The following is a 23,108-nucleotide window of genomic DNA, read 5'->3' on the forward strand; positions in this document are numbered from 1 at the left end:
GGTCAAGATGTCCCCGGCACTCATCTTCCAGATCCATCTCGTTCTGGGCTACGTCCCGTGGCTGCTTTGCTTCGGCGCATATATCTGGCCGAGGCTCAAGGCGATGGATCGGGTCGAGGCGCAACGCGCCATCGCCACGCTGCACAGCTTCCGCTTCTTCGGGCTCGTCTTCATCATTCCGGGCGTCGTCGGCCCCAATCTGCCGACCGACTTCGCCGCATTCGCCGCCTACGCTGACTTCGCAACCGGATTGCTGGCCATGCTGGCGCTGCTGACGGTACGGACACGTTCGCTCTTTTGGCCGTTGGTCGTCGCCTTCAATCTCGCAGGCGCGGTCGACATCATCGTCGACTATTATCACGGCAGCCAAGCGGGCCTTCCGGCGCTGGCGGGGGAGCTGGGCGCCACCTACGCGATCCCGATCGTCTATGTGCCCCTGCTGATGATCACGCACGTCGCCGCGTTCTATCTACTGGTCCGTCGAGAGACCCAGGCGGCTCGCACTCTCCCCGGTGGTACGGCTGCTGCCGACGGTATCTCAGGCTGATCCGAGGGCGGATGGAGGCTGGTCCGATGCACGCAAACGACCGCAACCGCGCTTGGATCATGGTCGTGCTGCTGTTCATTTTCATGGTGATCAATTTCGCCGACAAGGCGGTGATCGGGATTGCCGCCGTCCCAATCATGCAGGAGCTGGGACTCGGCCCGCGCCAGTTCGGGCTGGTCGGGTCCAGCTTCTTCCTGCTGTTCGCGGTCTCGTCGGTCGCGACCGGCTTCCTAGTCAACCGGGTAGAGACGCGCTGGGTGCTGCTGGCGATGGGCTGCATCTGGGCGCTGACCCAGTTTCCGATGATCGGCTCGGTCGGGTTCGAAACCCTCGTGGCCTGTCGTATCGCGCTCGGGACCGGCGAAGGTCCCGCAGGACCGGTGGCGCTGCATGCCATCTACAAATGGTTTCCGAACGAACTTCGCACCCTTCCGACCGCCGTCATCGTGCAAGGCGGTGCGGTCGGCGTCCTGGTGGCGCTGCCGCTGCTCAACTGGGTCGTCGTGCGTTGGACCTGGCATTGGGCCTTCGGCTCTCTCGGGCTAGCCGGCCTCGTTTGGTGCGCGTTGTGGCTCGTCTTCGGCCGCGAAGGGGCGTTGGGGAACGGAGAGGCAGAGGAGGCGGCACAATCACCCTCACGGGTCGGCTATGCCCAATTGCTGCTGAGCCCCACGATCCTGGCTTGCTGGGCGGCGGCGTTCGGCGCCAACTGGGTCCTGTCGCTGGCGCTCTCGTGGCAAGGCGCCTACCTGATCAAGGGGCTTGGCTTTGCACAAGGCTCGATCGGGTTCCTGGGAGCGCTGCCGGCCAGCAGCAGCGCGGTCGCGATGCTTGCAGCCGGCTGGTATTCGCAACGTCTGCTGTCGCGCGGCGTATCGAGCAGACTGGCGCGCGGCATCCTCGGCGGCTTGAGCGTCGTCCTTGGCGGCGCCGCCCTCACGATGTTGCCGTACGTTCCGGGCACCCCCGCCAAGATTGCCCTGACGACGCTCGGGGTGGCGCTGCCTTCGGTGATCTACGTCATCGGCAACGCCGTCGTCGGTGAAATCACCCCGCCGGCGCAACGCGGCGCGTTGCTCGCGATCGGCACCGCCGTCGCGAGCACAGCCGGTCTGCTCGCACCCTATATCATGGGTAGTGTTGTCGAGAGCGCTGCGACGCCGCTTGACGGGTTCAATACCGGCTTCTTCATGTGCGGCGTCATCATGCTGGTGGGCGGCGCCATCGCCATGGCGTTCGTGAACCCCGAGCGCGAAGCCAAGCGGTGGTCGGGACGCCTGCAGCCGCTCACCGCGACCCTATGAGAGGGCGGCGAGCCGACCCAATCCCCGCTTTTCGCCCAATCCCAGCTTTTCGCTACGTGCGGAGCGACCTCAGGCCCGCGCGGACCTCTTCGGCAAAGAGCTTCGGCTGTTCCCAGGCGGCATAGTGCCCGCCTTCGGCGACCTCGTTGTAATAGACGAGCTTGTGGTACGACTTCTCGGCCCAGCTCTTCGGCGCCTGGTAGTTCTCGCCGGGAAACACGCTCACGGCCGCCGGAATGTCGATGTTCTGGGCGTTGTAGATGCTGAACTTGTTTTCCCAATAGAAGCGAGCCGAAGAGACGGCCGTGTTCGTCAGCCAGTAGAGCGTGATGTCGTCGAGCACGTCGTCGCGCGTCAAGGCGCCTGCGGTGTGTCCGTTCACCGTGTGGCCGGCGAGCGCCGAGGTGAACGAGGCCGCCGGCTGGGCGTAGCCGTCGCCGTGGTCGATGATCCAGGCCGCGAGGCCGACGGGGGAGTCTGCGAGCCCGTAAAGCGTCTGCGGGCGCGTCGCCATCATCTGCGCATAGGCGCGCCGCTTGCCGAACGCGAGCTGGAGCTCCTCATATGCGCGCTTTTCATCCGGCGAAAAGTCGGCGCGTGGCGGATCGCCGGCCTGGAGCGCCTTGGCAACGTCAGGAGGAATGGTTCCGGGCAGATTGACGTGGATGCCCAGCAGCTCCGGTGGGGCCTGCAGCGCCATCACTTCCGTGATGATGGCCCCCAGATCGCCACCCTGGGCGGCAAAGCGCGTATAGCCGAGACGCTTCATCAGCACGACCCAAGCCTTTGCCGTGCGGGCCGGGTCCCAGCCGGTCGTGGTCGGCTTGCCCGAGAAGCCGAAGCCCGGGATCGACGGTATTACCAGGTGGAACGCGTCCGCGGCGCTACCGCCGTGGGCCGTGGGGTTGGTCAGCGGATCGATGATCTTCAGTTGCTCGATGACCGAGCCGGGCCAGCCGTGCGTCACGATGAGCGGCAGCGCGTTCTCGTGCTTCGAGCGGACGTGGATGAAATGGATATCGAGCCCGTTGATCTCGGTGATGAACTGCGGGAGCGCGTTCAGCCGCGCCTCGGCCTTGCGCCAGTCGTATTGGGTCGCCCAATAGTGCGTGAGGTCCTGCATCACCTTGAGCTGGACGCCCTGCGAATCATCCGGGACCGTTTCCCGGTCGGGCCAGCGGGTCGCGGCCAGGCGCCGGCGCAGATCGTCGAGTGCGGCCTGCGGAACGTGGACGTGAAAGGGGCGGATGGCGCTGCCGTCGGTCGCGGCGCGCACGCCCGCCGGAATGAGGCTCGAGGCGCCCACGGCCGCCATGCCGGCGAGCACGCTGCGTCGGGTGAAGGACGTTGATCCGATAAGCATGGCGTTTTCTCTTTCGAGGCGGGAAATGTCGGTAGCTGCATATGGCGCGCCCGACGTATTCCGCACGTGTCCCGATCGGCCGAAATTGTATCGAAGTGCCGTTGCAACCCGGCCAATACAGTCGGATACAAATGAGCGGCACGGCGTGCTTCTCACGCCGTGCCGGGCATCAGCCCTGCGGCAGGGCCGCAATCAGTTCGGCGGTCGTCAGGATGGCGTGGGCGAAAGTGGGGCCGTTCAGCTCATGCGCGGCATGCATCATTTCCGGCTTGAGGGCTGCCGTGGCGTCGCGCACCAGGGTCACGTGATATCCCAGCTCCATGGCGAAGCGGGCGGTCGATTCGATGCAGGTGTTGGCGAGCAGTCCGACCACGATCACGTGAGTGATGCCCTGCTGCTTGAGGCGCATATCGAGGTCGGTGTTGGCGAAGCCGCTTTGCCCCCAGTGTTCCTGGGCAACGATGTCACCCGGCTTCGGTGCGAAGTCGGGGTGCCAGTCGCCGCCCCATTCGCCGCGCGCGAAGGCGTGGGTCTGCATGATGCGCCGCTGCGACGGGCTCGGATGGTCCCAATGCTCGTAGTCGCCCGGTTCCCACCGATGGTGCGGGACGATGGCCACCTGGATGCCCGCCGCGCGGACGGCTGCGTCCAGCCGGCGCAGGTTGTCGATCAGCCCGATGTCGTCGGCGACCGGCTTGATCAGCGGGAAGACCTTCCCGCCCTCGGACAGGAAGTCGTTGTACGGGTCGACCAGGAGGAAGGCGGTTCCTTCACGGGGGTAGGTGGTCTCGGTCATCGGTCATCTCCTAGAGCCGCAACGCGGGCCGTTGCGTCGGCGTCAGCGGCACTCCATATTTGCTATGAAAATCATAGTATCAAGTACCTATGAAAAAGAAAGTGACGATGAGCGAGAACGATTCTGTTGCCGACACCCTGTGCCCGGTCTTCCGCGCCGAGACGATCGTGGGCGACCGCTGGACAGTGCTGATCCTGCGCGAGCTGTTCATGCGCAATCATCGCTTCGAGGAGATCCAGGCCCAGACCGGGGCCACGCCGCAAATGATCGCGACGCGCCTCAAAAGGCTGGAGGCGGACGGGCTCGTCGAGCGGCGCGCCTACAGCAAGCGGCCGCCGCGGCACGAGTATCACCTGACGGCGAAGGGCGAGGCCTTCTATCCCGTGGTACTGGCGCTGCGCGCCTGGGGCGAGACCTGGTGCAAGGCGCCGGAGGAAGGCCGCGCCGTCCACTACACCCACCGAACCTGCGGTGGGGCGGCAGGGCTCGGCCCCGTCTGTGAAAGCTGCGGCGAGCCGCTCAGTCGCGCGGATCTGATCGCCGAGCTCAATCCCGCCTATAAGGCCGAGCGCGAAGCACGGTGGGAGGTGTTCAAGGCCAGCCGGTGATCGCGGTGGTGGAAGAGGACGATCGGTCAGCCCAGTAGACGCTATGCTGCGCCCGCGAATGGATTGACGATCCGCAAGCCCTCGTCGAGCGCCATGCCGTGCTGCATGTCCTCGGACCATAGCGTGTCGCAGCCGGCATGCAGGGCTGACGCGACGATCATGGCGTCGTAGACGGAAAAACCGTATCGCTCGGCCAGCGCCAGCCCCGTGTCGTGCGTTCCGGGCGTCAGGGGATGGACCGTCAGCAGGCGGCGCAGGATCGCGAGGAACATGCGCGTGTCGGCCCACGGCATCTGCATCTTGCGCCGCGCGAGCTGGGTGAGTTCGTTCAGCACCTGCACGCTGATGGCACCGCCGACGGCGATCACCTGCTCCGCCCGGTCGGCTTTCACCGGATCGGCAGAGGCGAGATAGACCAGGACATTGGTATCGAAGAAGCTACCGGGCATTCGCCTCGTCCCGGTCGAACTTGAAGTCGGCCGGTAAGCGGCCGCGGAAGGCATGCAGCCGCTGCAGCAGTTCTTCGCGCCCGGGTTTGCGCGCGATGCCGAAATGCCGCGCGTCGGCGACATGGACTTCGATCTCGTCGCCTTCCCTGAGGTCGAGCGCCTCGACCACGGCGGCCGGAAGGCGGACGGCGAGGCTGTTGCCCCATTTCGCGACCTGCATGGCGTGCCTCTCGGATATACAGTTGGCCAAATGTATATCATGAGGTTCTTCGGAACAAGATGCCGCCGGGACCGACGAGGGCTCCGGCTATCGCGATGACCCGGTGCTGGCGCGCTTGGGCCGGCGGACCGCTCTAACCTTGCTCCTGCTGCCGTCGCCGCAGAAGAATTGATCGTGGCCGTCGGACTCGAGCCCCGACACGCCGACGCCGAGCGGCATCTCGAGCCGCTCCAGGACCTCGCCCGTCCGCGGATCGATGTGCCTGAGATCGCTCTCGTCACCTTCCCAGGTGCCGTGCCAGAGTTCGCCGTCGACCCAGGTGACGCCGGTGACGAAGCGGCTGGTTTCGATGGTGCGCAGGATCGCCCCCGTCTCGGGATCGACCTGGTGGATCTTCCGGTCCCGATAGACGCCCACCCAGAGTGTCCCCTCGGCCCACGCGAGGCCCGAGTCGCCGCCGCCGCCGGGCGCCGGGATCGTGGTCAGCACGCGGCCGGTTTCGGGATCGATCTTCTGGATGCGATCTTCGGCGATCTGGAACAGGTGCTGGCCGTCGAAGGCCGTGCCGGCATGGGCTGCGACGTCGATCGTGCGCAGCGTTTTGCCGCTCTCCGGATCGAGCGCGTTCAGCGTGTCCCCGGCGGCAAACCAGACGTTCTGACCGTCGTAGGTTACGCCATGCACGCGGTCGACACCCGGAAAGGGGCCATACTCACGGAGGATCTCGGCTGCTGAGCGTTTCATGGGTTTCTCCCTATCGCTGCATGCTTGCACCCTAGTCACCCGGCAGGGGGGCGGGGAGTAACAAGGTCGTCGTGAAACCCGGCACCGGCGGGGTCATCCAGCGCCGTGCGCGCCCGCGGCCGAACGACTGCACCTTGTCGGCGGCTGCCAGCGCGTCGAGGGCCCGCTGCACAGTGCGCTGGCTGGCGCCGAGTGCCAGGGCCAGTGCCGAGCTCGACCATGACTCCCCGTCGGCAAGGAAGGCGAGCACGGCCGCATGCGGTTCTTCGACCGGCCGCGCCAGCACGACGATTTCGCCCGCGTGACGCGGCACCAGCACAAAGCCGCGCTTCGTGGCGCTGACGCCGGCCAACGTCCGCAGCGTCGCGCGCAATCGCCCGACCTCGACGCGCAACCGCGCGCGATGCGATTCATCGGCATGCTTCGCGCGGAACGCCCGCGCGACGAGCGTACCTCGCGGCACGTCGCCGGGCCAGGCTTCGGCCAGCGCGCGGGCGAGCGCGAACAACACGGGGCGCCGCGCGAGCGAGACCACCGTGCCGGCGTTTCGCACGACATGACGGCACGCGTCGACGACGAGCACGCTCGTCGTCTGCAATGCCTCGACCTCTTCGAGCAGAAGAGGGCGCTCCATGCCGCGCGCCATCAGGCGCGCCGCCGGCGTCGCCAGGATACGGGCGGCGCTTTCGACCTCCGCTGTCAGCCCGGGGATCCCCGCGCGGCGCGCGGCATCCTCGGCTCGGGTGAGGGCCGCGCGCGCCGTCTCCGTCCGAAGGCGGCGCATCGCAATCCCGGCTACGACCAGCTCATGGGCGGTCCGCAATGCGGGCGGGAAGGGCGTGGGATCGAGATCGGCGAGCAGGTGCTCGGCCTGGTCGAGGCGTCCGATCAGGAGGAGGCGCCGGACCTCGAGATAGCGTGCATGCGCGGCATTGACCCGGTCGCCGTGCGCCTCGAGCGTCGCCCGCGCCGCGTCGAGCGCTTTCGCGGGCCATGTAAGGTCGCGCGAGACGAGCGCGATCTCGGCCTCGGCGACGACGCAGCGCGCACGGGCCACAGCCTCTCTCGGACCGAAGGCACGCGCCGCACTGCGCAGCAGCGCCTTCGCGCGAACGAGATCGCCGAGCTGCGCCATCGCGATGCCGCGGAGTGCCAGCGCCGGCGCGTCATCGCGGAGCGCCACCCGGTTGAGCGCGCCCAACGGGTCGCCCGCCGCGAGGGCTCGCGCCGCGGCCGTGATCAGCGAGTCCATCGGAATCCCGTCACACTTGTCACTCCCACCGTCCGACGCCCGATCCCCAATCTATTGCACGACCACCAACCAGTTTGTCGTCGCGAAACGGTGCGCACGACGAACGGCATTGAAGGAGGGAAGAGCAATGACGACACATATGACCGGGACACGGGAAGACTGGCTGGCAGCACGGCTCGAGCTGCTCGAGGCGGAGAAGGAGCTGACTCGGCATAGCGATGAGCTGGCGCAGCGGCGGCAGGCGCTGCCGTGGGTCCGGGTCGACAAGGAATACCGGTTCGAGACCGACACGGGGAGCGCCTCGCTGGCGGACCTCTTCCAGGGGCGTTCGCAGCTCCTCGTCTACCATTTCATGTTCGGACCCGATTACAAGGCCGGCTGCCCGTCCTGCTCGATGATCGCCGACGGGTTCAACGGCTTCGCCGTCCATCTGGCGAACCACGACGTGATGCTCCTGGCGGTGTCGCGGGCGCCGCTTGCGAAGTTGAATGAATACAAGCGGCGGATGGGCTGGACGTTTCCCTGGGCGTCGTCGAGCGGCGGCGACTTCAACTTCGACTTCAACGTCTCGTTCACCGAGGAAGAGCAGCGCGAAGGGCGCATCGAATACAACTACCGCCGCGGCGGCCACAAGATGGACGAGGCATCGGTCCCCGAGCCCGTCCGCCAGTTCGCGGCGACCTGCGGTACCGACGCGCCGACCTATACGCGCGATCGGCCGGGCCTGAGCGCGTTCGTGCGTGAGGACGGCGTCATCTACCACACCTATTCGACCTATGCGCGCGGACTGGACGGGCTCTGGGGCGCCTACCAGTGGCTCGACCGCGCGCCCAAGGGACGCAACGAGATGGGTGTCTGGTGGCGTCGCCACGACGAGTACGGCCAGCGCTGAGCCCCCAGCGCTAAGTCAGGCCGTGGGGGCGTCGGTACGGGCCGGCCGCCCCCACGCGCAGCCGATCCCGACAAACAGGAGGCTAGCTATGCCGCATCAAGTCGTCTTTCACGAGGAATGGCTGAAGGCCCGCCTCGAGCTGCTCGCGGCCGAGAAGGCATTCACGCGCGAGCGTGATCAGCTGACGCGCCGCCGGATGGCGATGCCCTGGGAGCGCGTGGCAAAGCCCTACCGGTTCGAGGGGCCGAATGGCGCTCTCTCGCTCGCCGATCTCTTCGACGGGCGCTCCCAGCTGATCGTCTATCACTTCATGTTCGGCCCCGATTGGGAGGAGGGGTGCAAGTCGTGTTCCTTCTGGGCCGACAATTTCAATGGCATCCCGATCCACCTCAATCATCGCGACGTGACATTGACGGCCATTTCGCGCGCGCCATTCGCCAAGATCGTCGCCTACAAGAAGCGCATGGGCTGGCGCTTTCCCTGGGTCTCGTCCCATGGCAGCGATTTCAATTTCGACTATCACGCGTCCTTCGCGCCCGAACAGATCGCCGCCGGCAAGGCCTATTACAACTATGAAGTCCGGCCGAATACTCTGTCGGACGAGGTTGGCATCAGCGTCTTCTGCAGGAATGAGAGCGGCGAGCTGTTTCACACCTATTCCTGCTACTCGCGCGGCGTCGACATGCTGAACGGCGCCTACCACTACCTCGATCTCGTACCCAAAGGCCGCGACGAGGACGGTTTCAAATTCCCGATGACGTGGGTACGCCGGCACGATCAGTACTGACGTGCTCCGGAGATCCCGCACGCATTGCAGGAAACCGAGGCAGCATCATGACGAACGCGATATGCGGCACCCATCATCTCAGGCGTGCCGCCCGGACGGCCTCCGACCGAGCTTCCGAGCAAGCCCTTTTCGGCATTTCGGCGCTGCTCTTCGCCGCCAGTGTGGCCGCGACGATCGCCGGCAGCGTGTCGATGTCGGCGATGGGCGAGATGCCGATGCCGGGCGGCTGGACGCTGTCGATGGCGTGGCTGCTGATGTGTGGCCAGACATGGCCTGGTGCTGCCGCGTCGTTCCTCGGCATGTGGATCGTGATGATGGCCGCAATGATGCTGCCGTCTCTGGCGCCCATGTTGTGGCGCTACCGCCGGGCCGTGGGGCTGACGGGCGAGACGCGGCTCGGCCTGCTGACGGCGTTGGTCGGCGTGGGGTATTTCTTCGTGTGGGCCGTGCTGGGTCTCGCCACCTTTCCGCTCGGCGCAGTCCTGGCGGCGGTCGCGATGCAGCAGCCGGCACTGGCGCGCGCCGTCCCGCTTGCGGTCGGTGCCCTCGTCCTGATGGCAGGCGCGCTCCAGCTCACCCGGTGGAAGGCCCGCCGCCTGGCCTGCTGCCGGCAGGCGCCGGGGTGCGCCCGTCTGTTGCCGGCGGACGCCGGCACGGCCTGGCGATATGGCCTGCGGCTCGGCCTCCACTGCAGCTATTGCTGTGCCGGGCTGACGGCGATCCTGCTCGTCACCGGGATCATGAACCTGTGGGCCATGGCTTTCGTGGCGACCGCCATCACCGCCGAACGCCTGGCACCGGCCGGGGAGCGCGTCGCGCGTGCCATCGGTGCGGTCATCGTCGGGGCAGGGGTGGTCTTGCTTGTGCAAGCCGCCGGGCTCGGCTAGCGCCTACGCGTCGAGCGCGGAAAGGTCCTTGGGGAGCAGCTTCTCAGCTCTTTCCGCTGGGGCGAGCTCGGATCGAGCGCGATGCTGACGGGCGGCGTCGTCTATGTGCTTGGCATGTTCGTCGTCACGATCATGTTCAACGCGCCGCTCAATGACGCGCTCGCCGCAGTCGATCCATCAGGCGGCGAAGGCGCCGCCCTCTGGGCGCGCTACCTCAAGGACTGGACCGCCTGGAACCACGTGCGGACGGTGGCGTTGGCCGCCGCTTGCATGCTTTTCATCGCCGCCCTCGTGGCGCGATAGCGGCGCTCACCAGCCGCCGAAGCGGGGCCAGTGCACGAGCGGGGCGCCTGGTTCGGCCGGAATGACCTCGTAGGCGCCGTGCTGGCCGGCCGTGGCACAGGCGTGGTTCGGCAGGATCCTGAGGCGCGTGCCGACCGGCATCGCCGGAAGCCCCGCCGTGCTGCCGGCCCGTAGCGCGATCACGCCGTGCTCCTGGTTGGCCGCCGTCACGATCAAATCCGGCAGCACGTTTCCGTCGATATCTGAGACGACGCCATAGCCCTGATCGACGGTCTGGGCGGCGGTGCCCCGGTCGCGCGAGAGCGCCATCCAGCCGGCGTCGACCAGGATCCAACCGCGATCCCGCTGATGGCCGATGACGGTCGTGAGCACCGAGAGCGCGATGTCCTCGACCCGGCAAGCCTCGATGCCGGCCATGACGAGGTCGAAGAACATATAGACGCCGGCCCGCACCTCGGTCACGCCGTCGAGGTCGGTTGCGGCAAAGGCCGTCGGGGTCGACCCGACGCTGACGATCGGGCAGGGGAGCCCGTGCTCGCGCAGCCGGGTGGCGGCACTGACCGCCGCGTGGCGTTCGCGCTCGGCGAAGGCCGCGTGCGCCGCGGCGCCGAGGACGCCATAGCTTTCGCCGGCGTGGGTGAGGACGCCGTGCAGCAACGCGCCGGTATGCAGCCGGCGCCCGATCTCGATGATCTGCGGATCGTCGGCCGGAAGACCGCCGCGGTGACCGTCGCAATCGATCTCGATCAGGGCGGGGATCGGTGCCCCGGCCGCTGCGGAGGCGGCGACAACGGCGTCGGCCTGCTCAATTGAATCGAGCAGCACCGTCAGATCGCAGCCCGCCGCGCGCAGGGCGGCGACGCGTGGCAGCTTCTGCGGCGCGATGCCGACCGCATAGAGAATGTCCCTGATGCCGGCGGCGAAGAACACTTCGGCCTCGCGCAGGGTCGAGACGGTCGCCGGCCCGTTGCCGCCGGCGAGGACCCGGCGTGCCACCTCGACCGATTTCGCAGTTTTGAGGTGCGGCCGCAGCGCGACCCCGGCCAGCGCCGGGCGGTCGCGCAGCCGGGCGATATTGGCCAGCATCTTGCGCTCGTCGAGCAGCAGCGATGGCGTGGGCAGAGCGGAGAGCGAAGAGGTCGCGGACATGGCGGGTTCCTCGAATCTTTTTGCGATCCGACCTTACCCTGATCCACGTGCAGCGTGAATTTACGGAGGACGTATCTTAGATTAAGATCAATCTTAATGTTGACCTCGCAGGACCTCGAATTTTTCGCGGTGGTCGCGGCGGCGCCATCGCTGGCCGGAGCGGCACGCGCCTTGGACGTGACGCCGCCGGCTGTGACCCAGCGGCTCAAAAGCCTTGAGCAGCGGCTCGGCGTCCGGCTGATCGACCGGTCGAGCCGACGGCTGCATCTCACGCCCGAAGGGACCGCCTTGGCCGCCAGGAGTGCCGCCATTCTGGAAGAGATGAAAGTCCTCGCCGCCTCGCTCGCCGCGCGGCGGGGCGAGATTGCGGGCCCGTTGCGCGTCGTGGCGCCGCTCGGATTCGGCCGCGCCCATGTAGCGCCGGTGATGGCGCGGATGCGGCAGGACCACCCGGCTGTGGAACTGGACTTGATCCTCAGCGAGGATCCGGCCGGACGCATCCGCTCGGACGGCTGGGACGTGCTGGTGCAGGTCGGACCGCTTGCGGACTCGGCGCTGGCGCTCCGGCACCTTGCGCCCAATCGGCGCATCCTCTGCGCAGCGCCGTCTTATCTCGCCGCACGCGGCATTCCGCGCAGCCCCGGGGAGCTCGATCGCCATGCGTGCGGCGTGATCCGGGAAGATCGGGCCGACGTGACGCTCTGGGGGTTTACGCACCTGGGCGGCGAAACCGTCACGATCCGCATGCGCCCCGACTTCGCCAGCAACGACGGCGAGGTGATCAAGACCTGGGCGGTCGCCGGTCTCGGCATCGTTCAGCGCTCGGAATGGGACGTCGCGGACGATATCTCGGCAGGGCGTCTGGTCGAGATCATGCCGGATTGGCGATTGCCCGATGCCGACGTCGTTGCCTTGCTCGGCCCGCGGGCCGGTCGTACCGCGCGCCTGGAGCGCTTCGTCGACATGCTGCACCGTTCACTGACCCCCGTGCCGTGGCGGCGCAATGGGCGGTGACGTCATGCCTCGGAGCGGATCAGCTTGATGTCCTGCTCCGCGGCCCAGCCGGAGATGTCGCCGCGCCGGAGTGCCGTCGCCATGAGATCCGGGAACTGGTCGGGCGTGCAGGCGAAGACCGGGATGCCAAGGGCTGCAACCGTCGCCGACAGTGTGGGGTTATAGGCCGGACGGCCGGTATCGGTCAGCGCCAGCAGCACGATCACATTGACGCCGATCAGTGAAAGCCGCGCCAGCCGATCGACCAGCGCCACCGCGTCGCCGCCTTCGAAGAGGTCGGAAATCAGGATCAGATGCGCCTTGGCAGGCCGCTCGATCCGGTCTGCGCAATAGGCGATCGCCCGGTTGATGTCGGTGCCGCCGCCCAGCTGAACGCCGAACAGCACCTCGACCGGATCGGCGAGCTCCGCCGTCAAGTCGACGATCGACGTGTCGAAACACACGAGCTTGGTCGCGACGACCGGCAGTGACGCCATGACCGCCGCGAAGATCGAGGCATAGACGACCGAGGTCGCCATCGACCCCGACTGGTCGACGCACAGGATCACCTCGTCGAGGTCGACGATGCGCCGCTGCTGGCGCTGGAAGCCGATCAGCCGCTCCGGCACCACGGTGCGATGCTCGGCCTGGTAATGGCGGAGATTGGCCCGGATGGTGCGCGGCCAGTCGATATCGGCAAAGCGCGGGCGGTTCGTGCGGCGCGAACGGTCGAGCGCGCCGCGGATCGCGTCGGCCGTGCGCCGCTCGAGCCGCTCCATCAGTTGGGCGACCACCTTGGCGATCACGATCCGTGCGGTCTCTTTGGTCTTCTCCGGCATCACGCCGCGGAGTGCCATGAGATCGGCGATCAGGTTCACATCCGCCTCGACCGTCGCGAGGAACTCGGGTTCGAGCAGCATCTGGCGCAGACCCTTGCGCTCGAACGCGTCTTTCTGGATCACCTGCACCACGGGGGCCGGGAAGAATTCGCGAATGTCGCCCAGCCATTTCGCAACGCGCGGCGCCGATCCGCCGAGGCCGCCGCGGCCCTTCTTCGGCGCCTCGTCGCCGTAGCCATAGAGCGCGGTGAGCGCGTCGGACATGCGCCGGTCGCTGTCGGTGAGGGCAGGCCCACCGTCAGCACCCTCGGCATCGGTGCCGAGGGCCAGCGCCCAGCGGCGGCGGCGTTCGTCGACCTCGTTCATTGCGGGGCTCCGGCGTTGAGCAGTTCGAGCACGCGCGCTTGATGCTTCGGCCAGAACTCCGCCGCCCCGGGCATCAATCGATAGCCCTTGGCGCCGCCGCCGCTCCGGTCGAACAGCGCGTCCATCAGCCGCCGTCGCTCGGCCCGGTCCAGCACCGCGAAGACGCGGCGGAACAGCGGCAGGTTGCCGGTGAAGGCTGCTTCCTCCAGCGTCATCAGCCAGGCGTCGACCGCTGCGCGCAACGGCGCATCATGGATCAGCCGCCGGCCGGCGCCCTCGAAGAAACCCTCGAAGAAGCCCGCCGCCTCGGCGACCGGCGTGCCTGGCGACAGCATCCGCGACAGCAGGTCCGCCGCGTCATCGGCGGTGAGCAGCTCGACCTCGTAGAGCAGCCGCGCCGCCGTGCCGGCGATCAGCCGGGTCGCCTGATCGTCGCGCACCAGTACCTCAAGCGTATGGCGCCAGTTCGCCACGACGTCCGTCTCGAGCTGGGCGAGCTGGACCGCGCCATCCGCGGCGAGCAGCGCGGCGCGCAGCTTGCCCGCGGCCTCCGCATCGAGGTTGCGTGCGGCATAGGGCAATGCCAGCGCCGCCTGCACGACGATGCGCGGCATCAAGGCGGTCAGATGGTCGGCCGTCCCGGCGCGGGCCTCACCGTAGCGCAGGATCTCGGCCATCGGTGGGAGCGCTGACAGCAGGGCTTGGCAGTCGCCGGTCAGCGCCGCTTTCGCTTCCAGCGCCGCGATGCCGAACTCGGCCGCGCGCGGCAGGTCGGCGATCATCGCGGTCCGCACCAGCGTTGCGAGCGCTCCCAGTTCAGGCTCCTTGCGCATCGCCTCGATCACGCGCCCGGCGGCGGCCTCGGCGATGGTCGAGCCGTAGATGAGATTCTCGACCAGCCGGACCGCGAATTCCGGCTCCCAGCGGAGCTGCCAATTCTCGCGGAAGGTGCCGCGGCTGCGCCCGGCATCCGTCAGCTCGCCCCAGGCGACGTCGAGCGCGTTCAGCCGATGCAGCAGGGTGGAGCGCATGAGGCCGCTTTCGCTGCGCAGGTCGAGCGTCAGCGGCCGATCGAGCGCCTCCGGTTTGAGCCGCGCCGCCTTCTGCTGGCGCTGCAGATCCTCGAGCAGCGGGGCCAGCGGCGTCGTGGCAGGGATCGATCCGACACCCGCGCCGATCAGCAGCTCGGCCGCGACATCGTCCCAGACCGCGCGCTCGCCGTGGCACAGGCAAGCGATCGCCGCCTCACGCAGCTCCTCGAAGCCCGGCGCGGGGCGGTCGCGGAGCGCGGCAAGTCCGACGCCCAGCCGCTGTGCCTCGATCACCGACGCGGTCGACACGAAATGCCCGCGATCGCGCAGCACGCGCGCCACCTTGGCGAGCCACACCGCAGCGCGATCGGCGTCGTTGCGCGTTTCCCACAGGTGCGCGCACCAGCCGGGTGCGGTAACGCCGGCGCCATAGCCGCTGGCCCGCGCCAGCCGCGGCGCGGTCCAGGGTGCCCAGGTCGCCTTGATCTTGGTTTTCGGCCGTCCCTTGATGAGCTCGCGATCGGTCGCGAGGCTGCGCCGCTCGGCGAGCGCCGGCACATGCCAGGCGCCGCAGACCACCGCGATCGCGCCCTCGTGCTCCTTCGCGGCCTTCCCGATCTCGATCCGCATATGCGCTTCGCGCGCCGCCTCGCGGGCGGAGAGCGGCCCGGCTTCCGCCCTGAGCGCCGCCATCGCGTCGGCGACCGCCGCGAACACAGGACCGGACGCGGGATTTTCCTCGATCACGTCGGACCACCAGGATTCGCCGTCGTCATACCCGGCCGCCGTCGCCAGCGCCCCAATCGGGTCGCGGCTGATCGGATCGTCGTCGGCACTGGCCGCCCGCTCGTTCTCGATCCCGCCGCCGACGGCACCCAGCCGGTCCGACGCCGGCAGATCGATGAAGCGGAGTGCGCAGCCATGCCGGACGGCCCAGCGCGCGGCCTGGTATTCCGGCGAATAATCGGCGAAGGGGAAGAAGCTGGCGTTGGCCGGATCGTCCTCGGCATATGTCAGGAGCGCCACCGGCGTCGCCATGTCCGGATCGGCGAGCATCGGCAGCAGGTCCGACGCATCTGCCGGCCCCTCGATCAGCACGGTTGTCGGCTTGAGCGCATCGAGCGCTTCCACCAGCCGCCGCGCCGATCCGGGCCCATGGTGGCGGATACCGAACAGGAAGACTTGGCCGGCCATCTTTTCAGATCAGGTCGGTCAGCGAAGCGTAATAGCCTTCGAACCCGCGCCGCTTCTTGAGCACCGTCTCGAGATATTCGCCCAGCACGGCGACATCCTGCACCGGGTCCTTCACCACGGCGCCGATCACGTTGGCGGCGAGCGTTTCGGGCGTGAGCTTGCCGTCGTTGAAGAAGGTCGCCTGGCTGATCCCGCCGACCATCACCGCGATCGCCTCCGCCGTCGACAGCCCGCCCGAGGGCGATTTTAGCGCCACCTTGCCGTCCTCGGTCGAGCCCGAGCGCAATTCGCGGAAGATCGCCACGACCCGCGCCACCTCGTCCGCGACATTCTTCGGCGCCGGCAGGTCGAGGCTCTGCGCCATCTCGCCCACGCGTTTGACGATGATGGCCACTTCCTGATCGGCGCTGTCGGGCAGGGGCAGGACGACGACGTTGAAGCGGCGCTTCAGCGCCGAGGACAGCTCGTTCACGCCCTTGTCGCGGTTGTTGGCGGTGGCGATGACGTTGAACCCGCGCTGCGCATAGACCGCGCTATTGAGCTCCGGGATCGGCATCATCTTTTCGGAGAGCACGGTGATGAGCGTGTCCTGCACGTCGCTGCCCATACGCGTCAGCTCCTCGAAGCGGCAGAGCTTGCCGTCCTCCATGGCGCGCATCAGCGGGGTCGGGACGAGTGCGGCGCGGCTCGGCCCGTTTGCCAGCAGCTGGGCATAGTTCCAGCCATAGCGGACCTGGTTCTCGTCGGTGCCCGCCGTGCATTGGATGATGAGCGTCGAATCGCCCGTGACCGCCGCCGCAAGGTGCTCGGACACCCAGGACTTGGCCGTGCCCGGCACGCCCAGCAGCAGCAACGCGCGATCGGTGGCAAGCGTCGCGACGGCGGTCTCGATCAGCCGCCGGTCGCCGACATATTTGGGCGTGATCACCGTGCCGTCGGCCGCCCGGCCGCCCATGAGATAGGTTACGACCAGCCGCGGGGAGAGCGCCCAGCCCGGTGGGCGATGCCCGCTGTCGCCGGCGGCGAGCGCCTTCAGCTCGGCCGCATAGCTGTCCTCGGCGGGCAACCGCAGTTTTTCGCTCATTCCCTCGCTCCGTTATCATCCAACGCGGCGTTGAGCCGCAGCATGTCGAGGCGTGGGTCGCCCTGGAGCAGCCCCGCGCCGTTGAGGCGCTCCAGGGCCCGTCGTGCCCCCATGCGGGAGGCGACGAGGCCCAGCCCATAGAGCTCCGCAACCTGATCGGCCGGCCCCGCGTCGCCGTGTCCAAGCGCCTCGAGCAGTGCCGCGCCGGCGGGTGCGGCCAGGGGATCGTCCAGCCGCGCCATGGCACCCGCGATGGCCTTCGCCATATCGAAGCTGCAGCTGCTCGCGTGCAAGACCTTGGCGGCAAGTGCCGATCGCTGGCCGGCCGTGAGTCTCGGCGCCAGGGCCGCCAGGTTTTGAAGGCCGACCGCGTCGCACTGGCTCACCGCATCGGCGGCGCGCGTCACGAGTGCGTCCGTTCCGGTCCGCGCGACCAGGGCCACCAACGCGGCGTCGGCCTGGCGGTCGACATCCCAGGTCCAGGCCGCGATCAGCTCTTCGGGGGATATCTTGAGCGCCCGCGCAAAGGCGGCAATATCGACGACCTCGAACAGCGCTGTCCGGCGCACCCGCTGCGCGGGGGTTTTCAAGGTCTCGAACTGGATCACGCGCGAGCGCCGCAGCAGGCCCTTCACCTGCACCGGGAAGAAGCCGGCGAGCTCGGCGGCCTCCGCGCCGGCTGCCGGACCGCGGCCGAGCCGGGCGAGCAGGGACTCGCCAAGCGCCTTGACCTTGGGCGCGCGGTCGGTCGCCGTGATGTCCTCGAGGTAGGGGATATCGGCGTCCGACAGGCCGACCGCCAACAGGCCGACAAGGCGCAGCCGCACATCGGCGCCCTCATTGGCCAACTTCACCGCCAGCAGCGCCCGCGCCGCGCCCGGATCGCGCCGCCGGAGCTCGGTGAGCGCCGCCTTGCGCGCCGCCGGCCAATAGTCGTCCCAATTCTCCGCGGTGAGCCCGTCTTCGACCCGGCGTCGCGCCGAGCCGGCCGCCGCTGCGGCCACCCAGTCGCGCCACGGCGCGTAGACGTCGGGGATGTCCTCGTCGTTTGGCGCCGGCATCCAGTCGGCCGGATGGGCCGTCCAGCCGCGCGCGGCGAGGAACGGGAGCAGCTCAGTCGCTTTCGTCGCCGCCAGGATGCGGCGCACGAGCGGGCGCAACGCCTCGGGCACGGTCGGTAGCGCCAGCCCCGGAACATCGGGCAGCGTGCGCAGGCCTACGGGCGGATCGGCTGTTACCGCGACGCCGAGGAACTGACCGGTGAGCGCCAGCAGCCGCAACTCGGCCTCGGCCGGCTCGGCGCCAAGCTCGGCACGCCATGGGGACGCAGCGGGGGCCGCCGCTGCCCCCATCGTCCAGCGCGTCAGCACCGCACCCATGGCGTCATAGATCGCCTCAGCCATGGCAGCCGATCCGCCCCCAGCGTGTCTGCGCGGCCAGGATCGCGAGCCGGTTGCCGGACCAGAGAGCGGCTGTCTGCATGAGATCGGTACCGCGGAGCAGCCCCTCGGCATCACCCGCGACCGGCAGGATGGCGGCACCGTCCGCCGCGCGCCACCAGGCCTGGCCCGTGTCGTCGAGCGCGATCCGTCCGGCCGGCAGCAGCACCGGCACCTCAAGCGTCCAGGGCTCGGCGATGAGCGGCCTGTTGAGGGCATCGACGACCGCTGCCTCCGTCGTCGGCCACGCTGGCGTTGACCAATCCGGTGCAGCCGCTTCCTCCGCCGTGTCCCGCTCCACGAGCAGCGCGCGTAGCGGCTGCTGCGACGGATAGAAGGCGAGCTCGCCCCGGAACCGTTCGCCCGGCGTGAATACCGATCCGCGCCGCCCGGCGCTCGCTGGGAAATAGTCGAGCAGCGTCGCGAAACGCGGACCGGCCTCACCGAGGTTGAGCAGCCAGGTCGTCTGCGACACGAGCCCGTCGCGGCGCGTCTGGGCCTGCTCGGCCAGTACTTCCCAGCACGCGTTCACCCGGGACGTATCCGGGTTGGCCAGCACCGTCTCACGCGATTCCGACGTTGCGACGGCACGCCGGATTTCGGCGTCGCGCGGTGCCGCGCGGAAGGCGCGCGCCAGCAGCACCAGCTTGCCCAACTCGACCACTGCGCCGCGCGGCCGATCGCCTGTTGGAAGGGCGAGCAGCCGGCCCGGCAGCTCGTCGATCCGGCCGGCCAGCACGGCCGCCTTGCCGTCGACCAGCCTTGCCGCGATCCGCCGGCATCGCGCGGTCGCGTCGTCGATGAAGGCAGCAAGCCCCAGGCGCAGCTGGTCACCGACCCATTGCTCGAGAGCGTCGAGCGCATCCAGAATCGCGCGCTCGGTATCCTCCGACCGCTTCGCGGCCGCCGCTTCGCGCCGCGCCGCCGCTTTCGGGTCCTCGGGCACTTCCGGTTCGGCGACCTGGGCCGCCCGCACGTCCTTGGCCTCGACCGGCGCATCGCTGCTCGCCGTCTTGGGAGCGCTTGCGCTCGTGCGCCGCCGGCCGAGCCAGTCGCTCACCCACTCGGGCGTGTCGGCCGGGGCGAACGGCACGATTGCTTCGGCATGGAGCCACAACAGGCCGAGCACGTGCTTGCACGGGAACTTGCGCGACGGGCAGGTGCATTTGTTGCCCAGGTTGCGCAGGTCCGCCATCACGCGATAGGGATTGGCGCCGGAGCCCGAACATTCGCCCCAGACGAGTGCCCCGTCCCGGCTCATGCCCACGCCGGACCATTTGCCGGGCTTGGCGAGTCCCGCCGCTGCCTTGAGCGAGGATTGATCGGTGGCAAGCTGTTCAATTGCCTTCAGATCAATCGCCACGTTTCCATCCCGGCAGCACTTCTCGGAGCAGTAGTATATTGAGCGCCAATGAAACCCGATAGCTAGCTTTTGCCGCGGCGCGCGATCTCGATCGCCGTGTAGCAGATCATCTCCAGGAGCTTCTCGTCGTGAGGCAGCCAAGGGACCGCGACCAGATTCGAGCGCTTGGGCACGTCAATCGTGACAGGCTCGCCCGCACAAGTCACCCGGCCGGTCGTCAAGTGAATGGCATAGGCACCGAGCCGCAAGTGACGCGCGTCGAATTCCAGGCCGGCCATGCCGTCCAGGCCGCAGAGCGCGCATTCGAGAGCCTGTTTGCGCACCTCCGTCATTGCGCTGGGCGGACTCATGGCCAGATGCAGCAGCCGAGCTTCGCGATGTCGCTCCTCGTCTTCCGCCGTCACGGCGAAGCCGCTTGTACTGACCAGCAGGTCCACGGCGCGCAAGATTTCGGAAAACGTCGCTGCCGGCAGATCCCCGGGCCGGGCCGGCAAGGATTTCATGCCGCCTGATGTCGACACGCTGAGATTTCCGGTGGTCGTCGCCCCGACGCAGCCGGGATAGATAGGGTCGGCGAGAGTGAGCTGCGCCGTCCATCGCCCGAAGGAGCGAGCGAGGCAATCATACTTGAGGCGCCAGCGCTCCCGTCGCGCCAGGCCAAGAAAGGGCACGATCGAAACGATATGACCGGAGAACATCGCGGTCGTCGTTTCCCCGAGATCATCGGGCGGCACAGGATAATGCTCGCGGAAGACTTGTTTGAACGGCTGCTTGATCCGCAGCGCCGCCAAGCGGTCGCGCCAGGCGCTGCGCTCTTCCGCGCTGGCATCCGAGGGGTGCCAGAGCGTCACGCGAGAGCCCGGCCCGGCTTGGACGATCGTGCCGGCGACATCCCGAAGCGTCAGACGGTCACGCTCCAAGACGGGCAGCACGGCGGTGCTGCCACTGGTCGCGCCGAGAATGCGCCACACCAGGGTTCCGGTCAGGGCCTTCAGGGAAGCGTGCTCAGCCAGGCGCACGCGCCAATCGTCGTAGTCGAGCACCATGGACAAGGCGAGGCCGGCTTCGAGGCAGCGCGTCAATGTGGTCAGCTGCGATTTCGAGATCGGCTGATCGAACGGCAAACGCAGCGCGATCTCCGGCCGCTCGGCCAGGCCGCGTTCGGCGCCGCGCAGATTGCGTTGCAGCTTCTTCTCCACGCCGGCATGCCGAAGGTCGCGCAGCACATGGCGCAACGTCGCGACCGCCTCGGGCGTCGGAAAGGCTTCGACGGCGTGGCCGAGGGCGATGGCGACAGATTGCGACGGCACCGTCTTGGCGGCCGTGGGCGCAAGGCTCACCTTGCGGAACATTTCGTCCAGGACCGACGGCAGCCAGGGTTCGTCGCGGTCGAGCGCTACGCGCGCCAGCCGGGCGATGACGGCAGAGTCCTCGAGCGTGAAGGCCTTGTCCGGGGCATAGGGCAGCTCGGAATCGTGGATCTTGCGCACATGCGCCGCGGCCTGCTTCAGGCCGGTTTCGGCGAACGCGACATAGTTCGGATAATCGGACAGCGAATAGTGGGTGTCGTCGGTCGCCGACGCGTCTGCACCGATGTCGGGGTACGCGACATCGGCAACCGCGAGGATCGCCGGAAGATCGAGGGCAGCGACTGCGCGCAGCTCATCGACGAGGAGCGGCGAGCCCGCCAGGTCGCCGGCGAGCTTTTCGAGCGCTTGTGCTTCGAATTCTCCCCCAACCAGCCGCGCCAAAGCCACGGCGAGGTGCGGCATGGCTCGCCAGTCGGCCGCGGCCAGAAAGCGCTTGGCGGCCGGGCCGAGGCCATCGAAGGCGAGATCGGTGCAGCGCCTGAGCGCGAAGCAGACCTTCCGCCAAGTATAGATCGCGAGAGTGCCGAAAGCTTTTTCCGGCGCCGCCTCGGCCTCGCGGGCGAGGAGGTCGAGATAGTCCCGGCAGGCCGCGCCGCGAAAGGCAGGCTTCATTTCTCTGCCGCGGCCCAGCACGGCCCAGGCGGTGCTGGCGGCGAGACTCTCCACACGCCGGTTATTCTCCCACAGCGACACCGAATGGGCGACAGCCCACAAATCGCCCAGAGCGAGCGCATCGAGCGTTGTCAGATCGATCGGCTCGCCCGAAAAACGGTGATGGCTGGGCGGCGGGCCGGTCATCCGGTCGATCAGCTTGATGACGTCCGGATGAAGGTCTGGTGTCGACATAGGCCTCTCTATTTAGCTGGGATGTACCGCCGCCTTGCCGTCGACGAGCATCGCTGCGATCTGCGCGGCAGCGCGCGGTCGCATCGTCGATGAAAGCGGCCGATCCGGAAATCCTCTGAACGACTCTGCCCAATCAAAAGAATGCCTCGGATTCATTGACATCTTTAGGTAGTATTGCTAGTAAGTACTGCACTTTCAACGGTTGATTGATCAAGACTGAGAGGTGGTTGTGGGAAAGCTTGCCTTGCAGTTGTTCGAAACAAATAATCTTGCTGAATCGGGTGTGCTAAAGGCATTGATTTTTTTTCACGCCAATCCCAATGATTTTCACCCCAGACTACGAGCAATTATTCCGCTCGAACTGCGCAGATACCTTTCCGCATCTTCCGTGGCGTTTGTGGTTGGAGAGGGAAATCAATTTACTGAGGTGAAAATTATCGACAAAGACGCGATCGTCAAAATTTTGTGCAAAGGCGACACTGTTAAAATTAAGCGCCGGCAGAACCCCGACGAGGCAGAAGAGAGCTAGAGCTGGGACTTACAACTAGCAGCAGATGACGGCAGCGATGCAGACGGCGGCGTGAAAGTTTTGCACGAGCCGGCCGTAGCGTGTGGCGATTCTGCGGAAATCCTTGAGATGGAATCTCAGGTCGGGTCAGGGATGATCGCAGCTCACGACCCTTAGCTTTCTCATTCGACTGGCGATCGGGCCCCGTCTGCTGCCCCGATCGCGATGTCGTGCCCGCCGACAATGCCCGTGGAGACCAAGGTTTCGAAATACTCGACCTTCAGGTCGAAGGACTTGAGCAGCTTCTGGGTGCTCGGCTTCACGACCGCGTCGTCGAAATCGCCCTTCATGAAATGGCCGGCCGACGCAATGTCTTCCCAGAAGCTCATGACGACGAGTTCATTATCGATCCCCTTCACCTTTCGAGCCAGGGTGGCGCCCAGATGGCCTGGCAACTCGGCCATCTCGGCGAAGGTGGTTCTCCGGAGATGGTCCGCATAGGCGGCCAGCACCTCGTCTGAGCCAGCGACGGCCCGCCAGGAACGAATGATCACGGGATGCTTTCTCCTCCGCATATCTTTGGTGAGGTCCGGATTTCGAGATGGTCGTGAGTAGCTGCCGGAACGCGATAGCTGCCTGGGGCAGGGGCTGACCAATTGCTATGAGGCTCGCGACGTCTAAAACGGTCAAGACCGGCGCGATGAGCCTCCTGCAAGGCACGCTCGCAGAATCGTCAGGAATTCAGCCCTGTGCCGCCTCCATCGACCGAGCGAG

Annotated in this window: 22 protein-coding genes and 2 pseudogenes; 9 read left to right on the forward strand and 15 right to left on the reverse strand. The window is 67.5% G+C overall.

All coding sequences use genetic code 11. From position 1 onward, the window contains the following. Window positions 1-7: 7 nt before the first annotated feature. Both IEY58_RS16560 and IEY58_RS16565 read left to right on the forward strand, forming a co-directional pair. Complete coding sequence (locus tag IEY58_RS16560; RefSeq protein WP_189047726.1) at window positions 8-547, forward strand: hypothetical protein; 540 nt, start codon at window positions 8-10, stop codon at window positions 545-547. Window positions 548-573: 26 nt separating this feature from the next. Continuing rightward, window positions 574-1,851, forward strand: coding sequence for an MFS transporter (locus IEY58_RS16565; protein ID WP_229743765.1), 1,278 nt, complete (start codon window positions 574-576; stop codon window positions 1,849-1,851). A 52-nt stretch (window positions 1,852-1,903) separates the two neighbouring features. Here the strand turns inward: IEY58_RS16565 and IEY58_RS16570 are convergent, their stop codons facing one another. Then, entirely contained in the window at window positions 1,904-3,214 is a 1,311-nt protein-coding gene (locus IEY58_RS16570; RefSeq protein WP_189047730.1) for an epoxide hydrolase family protein, read from the reverse strand. A 169-nt stretch (window positions 3,215-3,383) separates the two neighbouring features. Next, entirely contained in the window at window positions 3,384-4,010 is a 627-nt protein-coding gene (locus IEY58_RS16575; protein ID WP_189047732.1) for an isochorismatase family cysteine hydrolase, read from the reverse strand. Between the two features lie 107 nt (window positions 4,011-4,117). Between IEY58_RS16575 and IEY58_RS16580 the strand changes: the two genes are divergently transcribed. After that, complete coding sequence (locus IEY58_RS16580; protein ID WP_189047734.1) at window positions 4,118-4,618, forward strand: winged helix-turn-helix transcriptional regulator; 501 nt, start codon at window positions 4,118-4,120, stop codon at window positions 4,616-4,618. Between the two features lie 41 nt (window positions 4,619-4,659). On the opposite strand, the gene IEY58_RS16585 is transcribed toward IEY58_RS16580, so the two are convergent. The 4 genes from IEY58_RS16585 to IEY58_RS16600 form a co-directional block, all read right to left on the reverse strand. Then, a complete protein-coding gene (locus IEY58_RS16585) occupies window positions 4,660-5,067 on the reverse strand; it encodes a PIN domain-containing protein (RefSeq protein WP_189047736.1) in 408 nt (135 codons plus the stop codon). After that, entirely contained in the window at window positions 5,057-5,287 is a 231-nt protein-coding gene (locus IEY58_RS16590; protein WP_189047738.1) for an AbrB/MazE/SpoVT family DNA-binding domain-containing protein, read from the reverse strand. Before IEY58_RS16590 ends, IEY58_RS16585 begins: the two co-directional genes overlap by 11 nt. An 87-nt stretch (window positions 5,288-5,374) precedes the next feature. Beyond that, window positions 5,375-6,031: a Vgb family protein gene (locus IEY58_RS16595; protein WP_189047740.1), complete on the reverse strand. Its 657-nt coding sequence runs from the start codon at window positions 6,029-6,031 to the stop codon at window positions 5,375-5,377. A 31-nt stretch (window positions 6,032-6,062) separates the two neighbouring features. Further along, a complete protein-coding gene (locus IEY58_RS16600) occupies window positions 6,063-7,283 on the reverse strand; it encodes a helix-turn-helix domain-containing protein (protein WP_189047742.1) in 1,221 nt (406 codons plus the stop codon). Window positions 7,284-7,410: 127 nt separating this feature from the next. Here IEY58_RS16600 and IEY58_RS16605 point away from each other — a divergent pair, with 127 nt between their 5' ends. The 4 genes and pseudogenes from IEY58_RS16605 to IEY58_RS16620 all read left to right on the forward strand — a co-directional run. Next, window positions 7,411-8,175, forward strand: coding sequence for a DUF899 domain-containing protein (locus tag IEY58_RS16605; RefSeq protein WP_189047744.1), 765 nt, complete (start codon window positions 7,411-7,413; stop codon window positions 8,173-8,175). Window positions 8,176-8,263: 88 nt separating this feature from the next. Continuing rightward, window positions 8,264-8,962: a DUF899 domain-containing protein gene (locus IEY58_RS16610; protein ID WP_189047746.1), complete on the forward strand. Its 699-nt coding sequence runs from the start codon at window positions 8,264-8,266 to the stop codon at window positions 8,960-8,962. A gap of 47 nt (window positions 8,963-9,009) precedes the next feature. Next, on the forward strand, window positions 9,010-9,849 hold the full coding sequence (locus IEY58_RS16615; protein WP_189047748.1) for a DUF2182 domain-containing protein: 840 nt from the start codon (window positions 9,010-9,012) through the stop codon (window positions 9,847-9,849). A gap of 63 nt (window positions 9,850-9,912) precedes the next feature. After that, window positions 9,913-10,152 (forward strand): annotated as a pseudogene (locus tag IEY58_RS16620) (anthrone oxygenase family protein); the annotation flags it as partial. 6 nt (window positions 10,153-10,158) lie between these two features. Here the strand turns inward: IEY58_RS16620 and IEY58_RS16625 are convergent. Then, on the reverse strand, window positions 10,159-11,301 hold the full coding sequence (locus tag IEY58_RS16625; protein ID WP_189047752.1) for an alanine racemase: 1,143 nt from the start codon (window positions 11,299-11,301) through the stop codon (window positions 10,159-10,161). A gap of 96 nt (window positions 11,302-11,397) precedes the next feature. On the opposite strand from IEY58_RS16625, the gene IEY58_RS16630 reads away from it, so the two are divergent. Beyond that, window positions 11,398-12,315, forward strand: a complete 918-nt coding sequence (locus IEY58_RS16630; RefSeq protein WP_189047753.1) for a LysR substrate-binding domain-containing protein — start codon at window positions 11,398-11,400, stop codon at window positions 12,313-12,315. A 2-nt stretch (window positions 12,316-12,317) separates the two neighbouring features. On the opposite strand, the gene IEY58_RS16635 is transcribed toward IEY58_RS16630, so the two are convergent. The 6 genes from IEY58_RS16635 to IEY58_RS16660 form a co-directional block, all read right to left on the reverse strand. Next, window positions 12,318-13,499 (reverse strand): VWA domain-containing protein, encoded by a 1,182-nt coding sequence (locus IEY58_RS16635; RefSeq protein ID WP_189047755.1) that lies wholly within the window; start codon window positions 13,497-13,499, stop codon window positions 12,318-12,320. After that, a complete protein-coding gene (locus IEY58_RS16640; protein WP_189047757.1) occupies window positions 13,496-15,724 on the reverse strand; it encodes a DUF5682 family protein in 2,229 nt (742 codons plus the stop codon). The genes IEY58_RS16635 and IEY58_RS16640 overlap by 4 nt, the downstream gene beginning before the upstream one ends. A 4-nt stretch (window positions 15,725-15,728) precedes the next feature. Then, window positions 15,729-16,808 carry an ATP-binding protein gene (locus tag IEY58_RS16645; protein WP_189047759.1) on the reverse strand — a complete coding sequence of 360 codons (1,080 nt, stop codon included), beginning with the start codon at window positions 16,806-16,808 and terminating at the stop codon, window positions 15,729-15,731. Beyond that, on the reverse strand, window positions 16,805-18,211 hold the full coding sequence (locus IEY58_RS16650; protein ID WP_189047761.1) for a DUF5691 domain-containing protein: 1,407 nt from the start codon (window positions 18,209-18,211) through the stop codon (window positions 16,805-16,807). The genes IEY58_RS16645 and IEY58_RS16650 overlap by 4 nt, the downstream gene beginning before the upstream one ends. Beyond that, a complete protein-coding gene (locus IEY58_RS16655; protein ID WP_189047763.1) occupies window positions 18,204-19,610 on the reverse strand; it encodes an SWIM zinc finger family protein in 1,407 nt (468 codons plus the stop codon). Before IEY58_RS16655 ends, IEY58_RS16650 begins: the two co-directional genes overlap by 8 nt. 62 nt (window positions 19,611-19,672) lie before the next feature. After that, entirely contained in the window at window positions 19,673-21,778 is a 2,106-nt protein-coding gene (locus tag IEY58_RS16660) for a DUF4132 domain-containing protein (RefSeq protein WP_189047765.1), read from the reverse strand. Window positions 21,779-22,070: 292 nt separating this feature from the next. Here IEY58_RS16660 and IEY58_RS16665 point away from each other — a divergent pair, with 292 nt between their 5' ends. Further along, window positions 22,071-22,355: a hypothetical protein gene (locus tag IEY58_RS16665; RefSeq protein ID WP_189047768.1), complete on the forward strand. Its 285-nt coding sequence runs from the start codon at window positions 22,071-22,073 to the stop codon at window positions 22,353-22,355. A 15-nt stretch (window positions 22,356-22,370) separates the two neighbouring features. Here the strand turns inward: IEY58_RS16665 and IEY58_RS16670 are convergent. Next, window positions 22,371-22,463: pseudogene (locus IEY58_RS16670) on the reverse strand (IS5/IS1182 family transposase); the annotation flags it as partial. 53 nt (window positions 22,464-22,516) lie between these two features. Then, window positions 22,517-22,846, reverse strand: a complete 330-nt coding sequence (locus IEY58_RS16675) for a hypothetical protein (RefSeq protein WP_229743766.1) — start codon at window positions 22,844-22,846, stop codon at window positions 22,517-22,519. Between the last annotated feature and the right edge of the window lie 262 nt (window positions 22,847-23,108).

The organism is Aliidongia dinghuensis (genome assembly GCF_014643535.1).
GTDB classification, from domain to species: Bacteria; Pseudomonadota; Alphaproteobacteria; order ATCC43930; family CGMCC-115725; genus Aliidongia; species Aliidongia dinghuensis.

Excerpts from the sequence above, each read along its gene's own strand:
- IEY58_RS16635 (WP_189047755.1), bottom strand. The coding sequence starts at position 13,499 with ATGAACGAGGTCGACGAACGCCGCCGCCGCTGGGCGCTGGCCCTCGGC.
- IEY58_RS16575 (WP_189047732.1), bottom strand. The coding sequence starts at position 4,010 with ATGACCGAGACCACCTACCCCCGTGAAGGAACCGCCTTCCTCCTGGTC.
- IEY58_RS16565 (WP_229743765.1), top strand. The coding sequence starts at position 574 with ATGCACGCAAACGACCGCAACCGCGCTTGGATCATGGTCGTGCTGCTG.
- IEY58_RS16650 (WP_189047761.1), bottom strand. The coding sequence starts at position 18,211 with ATGGCTGAGGCGATCTATGACGCCATGGGTGCGGTGCTGACGCGCTGG.
- IEY58_RS16605 (WP_189047744.1), top strand. The coding sequence starts at position 7,411 with ATGACGACACATATGACCGGGACACGGGAAGACTGGCTGGCAGCACGG.
- IEY58_RS16560 (WP_189047726.1), top strand. The coding sequence starts at position 8 with ATGTCCCCGGCACTCATCTTCCAGATCCATCTCGTTCTGGGCTACGTC.
- IEY58_RS16585 (WP_189047736.1), bottom strand. The coding sequence starts at position 5,067 with ATGCCCGGTAGCTTCTTCGATACCAATGTCCTGGTCTATCTCGCCTCT.
- IEY58_RS16615 (WP_189047748.1), top strand. The coding sequence starts at position 9,010 with ATGACGAACGCGATATGCGGCACCCATCATCTCAGGCGTGCCGCCCGG.
- IEY58_RS16600 (WP_189047742.1), bottom strand. The coding sequence starts at position 7,283 with ATGGACTCGCTGATCACGGCCGCGGCGCGAGCCCTCGCGGCGGGCGAC.
- IEY58_RS16580 (WP_189047734.1), top strand. The coding sequence starts at position 4,118 with ATGAGCGAGAACGATTCTGTTGCCGACACCCTGTGCCCGGTCTTCCGC.
- IEY58_RS16645 (WP_189047759.1), bottom strand. The coding sequence starts at position 16,808 with ATGAGCGAAAAACTGCGGTTGCCCGCCGAGGACAGCTATGCGGCCGAG.
- IEY58_RS16570 (WP_189047730.1), bottom strand. The coding sequence starts at position 3,214 with ATGCTTATCGGATCAACGTCCTTCACCCGACGCAGCGTGCTCGCCGGC.
- IEY58_RS16630 (WP_189047753.1), top strand. The coding sequence starts at position 11,398 with ATGTTGACCTCGCAGGACCTCGAATTTTTCGCGGTGGTCGCGGCGGCG.
- IEY58_RS16590 (WP_189047738.1), bottom strand. The coding sequence starts at position 5,287 with ATGCAGGTCGCGAAATGGGGCAACAGCCTCGCCGTCCGCCTTCCGGCC.
- IEY58_RS16610 (WP_189047746.1), top strand. The coding sequence starts at position 8,264 with ATGCCGCATCAAGTCGTCTTTCACGAGGAATGGCTGAAGGCCCGCCTC.
- IEY58_RS16660 (WP_189047765.1), bottom strand. The coding sequence starts at position 21,778 with ATGACCGGCCCGCCGCCCAGCCATCACCGTTTTTCGGGCGAGCCGATC.
- IEY58_RS16640 (WP_189047757.1), bottom strand. The coding sequence starts at position 15,724 with ATGGCCGGCCAAGTCTTCCTGTTCGGTATCCGCCACCATGGGCCCGGA.
- IEY58_RS16625 (WP_189047752.1), bottom strand. The coding sequence starts at position 11,301 with ATGTCCGCGACCTCTTCGCTCTCCGCTCTGCCCACGCCATCGCTGCTG.
- IEY58_RS16595 (WP_189047740.1), bottom strand. The coding sequence starts at position 6,031 with ATGAAACGCTCAGCAGCCGAGATCCTCCGTGAGTATGGCCCCTTTCCG.